Raw genomic sequence first — 4443 nt, 5'->3', positions numbered from 1 at the left:
GCGTAGTAATGCCCCTTGATGTGCGCAAAATCCACCGTCTCGGCCACCCCCGGCCACTGATACATCTCCCTTAGCCAGTTCGACAAGTTCGGATAATCCGCAATCCTGCGCAGGTTGCATTTGAAGTGGCTGTAATACACCGCATCAAAGCGAATCAGCGTGGTGAACAGGCGTACGTCGGCCTCGGTCAGGTATTCGCCAGCCAGGTAGCGATGCTCGTCCAGGTGTTGTTCCAGGTGGACCAACTCGGCAAACACATCATCAAACGCAGCTTCGTACGCCTGCTGCGAAGTGGCAAAACCGGCGCGATACACACCATTGTTTACGGCTGGATAAATGCGCTCGTTCAAGGCCTCAATGGTTGGGCGCAACGACTCAGGGTAGAAGTCCAGCGTGTTGTCTGTCAGATCGTTGAATGCACTGTTGAACATGCGGATGATTTCCGCCGATTCATTGCTGACGATGCGCTTGAGCTTCTTGTCCCACAGCACCGGCACCGTGACGCGGCCGGTGTAGTCGGTCGTGTCGGCGGTATAGCGTTGATGCATGAAGTCGAAACTATCCAGTTTGTCGCCTGTGGAGCCGTGGGCCTTGTCGAAGGTCCAGCCGTTTTCCAGCATCAGCCAACTGACCACCGACACATCGATCAGGCTTTCCAGGCCCTTGAGCTTGCGCAGGATCAAGGTGCGATGGGCCCAGGGGCAGGCGAGGGAGACATAGAGGTGATAACGGCCGGCTTCAGCCTTGAAGCCGCTTTCGCCGCTTGGGCCAGGCGCGCCGTCGGCGGTTACCCAGTGGCGACGTTGTGCCTGTTCCCGTTGGAAAGCACCGTCTGCGCTACTTTCGTACCACTGGTCTTTCCAGTGTCCTTCGATCAGTAAGCCCATGACTGGCTCCTTGGTTAATAAACGTAGGAGGCCAGTCTAAAGGGATGAGTTCGAACTAAAAGCGCAAAGACCCGAGGTTGATGATCGATTAAATTGATTTATTCCGTGCGTCCCAGTATTGCTGGGCCAATTCGAACGCCTGTTCCCGTGGGTGACCAAGGCCACGCAAGGCCAGGGCCATGGTGGCGATCAGGGCCAGTTGCGGGTAGCTGTCTTCGACTTCACCGCGCCACAGCGCCCTCAGGTGCTCGGGTTCCAGGCTGGCCGGCTTGACGTGGCGCTGGGTGGAGAGGGCGGGCCATTCTTCGTCCCAGCTTTCGCCGTCGGTGGTGCCGTACAGATGGCTGATCGTGTCGGGGTTGATCTCGATCTCGCCGCCATCACCCTTCACCACGATCACGTTGTCGCCGAGCAGGCCGCTGGCATCGCGGTGTACGCCTTGGTAACCCGGATGGAAAATACTTTGCAGGCCCAGGCGCGCATTCAATGGGTTGAGCAAGCGCGCCAGGGAGTGGATCGGCGAGCGCAGGCCCAGGGTGTTGCGCAGGTCGATCATGCGTTGCAGTTGCGGTGCCCAGTCACCCAGCGGGATAAACGCCAGGTTGCCGTGCGCATAGGCGGCTTCCACCTGTTGCCAATTGCGGCACAACGGGATCTGCAAGCCTTCCAGCAATTGCTCGGTGTACAACCGGCCCGCCGTGTGGGCGCCGCCACCGTGCATCAGGATGCGCACACCATTTTGCGCCAGGCACTTGGCCGCCAGCAGGAACCACGGCAGGTGGCGTTTCTTGCCGGCGTAGGTTGGCCAATCGACATCCACGTTCAGTGCCGGGGCATTCAAACGCTCGCGCACGGCCTCCGTGAAGCCGGCGAGTTCTTCCGGGCTTTCTTCCTTGTGGCGCAGCAACATCAGGAAAGCGCCAAGCTGGGTGTCTTCGACTTTTTCGTCGAGCAACATGCCCATGGCTTCGCGGGCCTCTTCGCGGGTGAGGTTGCGCGCACCGCGCTTGCCTTTGCCCAGGATGCGTACGAACTGCGCAAAAGGGTGCTCGGCAGGGGTTTCAAGCGTCAGCGGGGCGAAGTCGGTCATAAGCAATTCGTCGGCCTGGGCAGGCCCGCCAACTTGGCGGCGAGTTTGGCGGGAGTGCCGTTGAACAGTTTGTTGAGGTGCAGGCTGTTGCCCTTTTCCGGGCCGAGCTTCAAGGCGGTGTACTTGATCAGCGGGCGCGTGGCGGGAGACAGCTGGAACTCGGCGTAGAAGCTGCGTAGCAGTTCGAGGATTTCCCAGTGGTCTGGCGTCAACACCAACGTTTCTGCGGCGGCCAGGGCATTGGCGACCTCGGCCGACCATTCATTCAGGTCGACGAGGTAACCGTCCTTGTCCAGTTCGAGGGTACGTGGCCCCACAGTCAGGGTGTTCATAGCCAACTGTTGACCTTGTCATAGTCGATCGACAGTTGCACAAAGCCTGGATAGTCCACGCTGTCGGCCCAGTCTGGCAGGGGCAGGTTGCGCGCCTGCATGTCTTCGGCCAGCACAAACACCTTCACGCCCTGGGTGTGCAAGGCCGGGGAGTGCAGGCCGTAAGCGCCGTCGCCGCAGAGCAGGATCGCGTCGTTGGCGCCGCAGACACGCAGGCAACTGGCGAGGCGGCCGTCGGTGAAGGGGGAGTGAGACACCACATGTAAAGTCGACATCAGAGGGTAATCACCTGGTCGTAACGGTCAATCAGCTTGGAAATGTCTTCATTGTCCAGCGCTTCGGCGCTGTCCGGGGACGTTAGCCCGCGCTCGGCAAGGCTATGGCGGCAGGCAAAGACATCATCGATGCCGAACAGCCCCAGTGCCTGCAGGTTGGCGCTCAGGTCTTTTTGCTGCACGGCCTTGGCGTCCTGGTGCGGTGCCAACTGGAATACGCCGTCATCCATGAACAATAAACCGATGGGCAGATCGAACGCGCCGCCGGCCAGCACGATATCCAGTGCTTCGCGTGCGCTCGGCCCGGACCACGGTGCGCTGCGGCTGATCACCAATAGGGATTTGGACATGTCACGGCCCTCCAAAACAGATCAGGCGGTCTGCAACCTGGGCAGCGTCGTGCAATTGCCCGAGACCCGACAGTGCCCACGGGGCATCCAGATTCACTGCGCTGCGTTGATAGCGCGTGGCCTCTTCATGGTTGAGCACACCACGACGCAAAGCGGCGGCAATGCACACCACGCCGTCGAGCTGGTGCGCGCTGACGAACTCACGCCATTGGCGCGCAATGTCTTGCTCGTCCTGGGGCGCAACGATGTTATTGGAGGCGCTGTGCACGCCATCCTGATAAAAAAACAGCCGCACAATCTCATGCCCACCGGCCAGCGCTGCCTGGGCGAACAACAAGGCGCGGCGCGAGGAGGGCGCATGGGCGGCGGAAAACAGCGCAATCGCGAACTTCATGGAACTCTCTGCCAGCAAACGTGGGCCAATGATAAAGCCGCCGGCGCGAAAAAGCCCGCCGTGATCAAAACGGTCACTGCCGCTGATCGTTCCGGCGATTGCCGGTAGACGCAAGGCTGCCTAGTCTGTGGGCATTCGAATCGGAAACGGAGTCTCCATGCCTGGTCCCTTGGCGTCCCTCAAAGTGCTGGATTTTTCCACCTTGCTGCCTGGCCCGTTCGCGTCGTTGATGCTGGCGGACATGGGGGCTGAAGTGCTACGCATCGAGTCGCCCACGCGAATGGACTTGCTGCGTGTGTTGCCGCCCCATGACCAAGGCACATCGGCGAGCCATGCTTATCTCAATCGCAACAAGCGCAGCCTCGCTTTGGACCTGAAGCAGGCCGAAGCGCTGGAGATTATGCGTGAACTGATCAAGGACTACGACATCGTGCTTGAACAGTTCCGTCCCGGCGTGATGGAACGTCTGGGCCTGGGTTACGAGGCGCTGAAGGCCATCAACCCCAGGCTGATTTATGTGTCGATCACCGGCTACGGCCAGACCGGCCCCTATAAGGACCGCGCCGGGCACGATATCAACTACCTCGCGCTGGCGGGTGTGGCCAGCCATACCGGTCGCCAGGACAGCGGGCCGTTGCCGCTGGGGGTGCAATTGGCGGATGTGGGTGGCGGTTCGTTGCACGCGGTGGTTGGCTTGTTGGCGGCGGTCATCGCCCGGCAGCAGAGTGGCGTCGGCCAATACCTGGACGTGAGCATGACCGACTGCTCGTTCAGCCTGAACGCCATGGCGGGTGCGGGGTACCTGGCCTGTGGGGTGGAGCCGGGTTGGGAGAACCATGCGCTCAATGGCGGTAGCTTTTACGATTACTACCGCACGCGGGACGGGCGCTGGATGTCGGTCGGCAGCCTGGAGCCGGCTTTTATGCAGCAATTATGTGCGGCGTTGAAGCGGCCTGAGCTGGCGGCTCAGGGTCTGTCCCCCCAGCCCGAACAGCAAAAAGCCCTCAAGCTGGCGCTGCAGGTCGAGTTCGAGAAGCGCAGCTTTGATGAGCTGTGCGCGTTGTTTGCCGGGGTGGATGCCTGTGTGGAGCCGGTGCTGAGCCTGAGTGAAGCCG

At 60.9% G+C, this 4443-nt stretch carries 7 protein-coding genes; 1 reads left to right on the top strand and 6 read right to left on the bottom strand.

What is annotated here, in order from left to right:
* The 6 genes from ACRESD_RS01090 to tusD all read right to left on the bottom strand — a co-directional run.
* On the bottom strand, nucleotides 1-887 hold an 887-nt coding region (locus ACRESD_RS01090; RefSeq protein ID WP_431749235.1), incomplete at its 3' end, for a glutathione S-transferase family protein.
* An 88-nt stretch (nucleotides 888-975) separates the two neighbouring features.
* Complete coding sequence (locus tag ACRESD_RS01085; RefSeq protein ID WP_431749237.1) at nucleotides 976-1959, bottom strand: glycosyl transferase family protein; 984 nt, start codon at nucleotides 1957-1959, stop codon at nucleotides 976-978.
* A gap of 14 nt (nucleotides 1960-1973) precedes the next feature.
* Nucleotides 1974-2309, bottom strand: coding sequence for a TusE/DsrC/DsvC family sulfur relay protein (locus ACRESD_RS01080; protein WP_431749234.1), 336 nt, complete (start codon nucleotides 2307-2309; stop codon nucleotides 1974-1976).
* The gene (gene tusB, locus ACRESD_RS01075; protein WP_431749233.1) at nucleotides 2306-2584 is read right to left on the bottom strand and encodes a sulfurtransferase complex subunit TusB; all 279 of its coding nucleotides are present in this window, start codon (nucleotides 2582-2584) and stop codon (nucleotides 2306-2308) included. Before tusB ends, ACRESD_RS01080 begins: the two co-directional genes overlap by 4 nt.
* Nucleotides 2584-2934, bottom strand: a complete 351-nt coding sequence (gene tusC, locus ACRESD_RS01070; protein ID WP_431749232.1) for a sulfurtransferase complex subunit TusC — start codon at nucleotides 2932-2934, stop codon at nucleotides 2584-2586. The genes tusB and tusC overlap by 1 nt, the downstream gene beginning before the upstream one ends.
* Nucleotide 2935: 1 nt before the next feature.
* Nucleotides 2936-3328: a sulfurtransferase complex subunit TusD gene (gene tusD, locus ACRESD_RS01065; protein ID WP_431749236.1), complete on the bottom strand. Its 393-nt coding sequence runs from the start codon at nucleotides 3326-3328 to the stop codon at nucleotides 2936-2938.
* 157 nt (nucleotides 3329-3485) lie between these two features.
* On the opposite strand from tusD, the gene ACRESD_RS01060 reads away from it, so the two are divergent.
* The coding region (locus ACRESD_RS01060) for a CaiB/BaiF CoA transferase family protein (RefSeq protein ID WP_431749231.1) at nucleotides 3486-4443 on the top strand (958 nt) is incomplete at its 3' end.

It is taken from the genome of Pseudomonas sp., assembly GCF_050739995.1.
Taxonomy (GTDB): Bacteria; Pseudomonadota; Gammaproteobacteria; order Pseudomonadales; family Pseudomonadaceae; genus Aquipseudomonas.
Note: the sequence above shows the minus strand (reverse complement) of the source record. Positions and strands in the feature narration are given on the sequence as shown.

Coding starts and splice junctions, on each gene's coding strand:
- ACRESD_RS01080 (WP_431749234.1), bottom strand. CDS start 2,309: ATGAACACCCTGACTGTGGGGCCACGTACCCTCGAACTGGACAAGGAC.
- tusB (WP_431749233.1), bottom strand. CDS start 2,584: ATGTCGACTTTACATGTGGTGTCTCACTCCCCCTTCACCGACGGCCGC.
- tusC (WP_431749232.1), bottom strand. CDS start 2,934: ATGTCCAAATCCCTATTGGTGATCAGCCGCAGCGCACCGTGGTCCGGG.
- tusD (WP_431749236.1), bottom strand. CDS start 3,328: ATGAAGTTCGCGATTGCGCTGTTTTCCGCCGCCCATGCGCCCTCCTCG.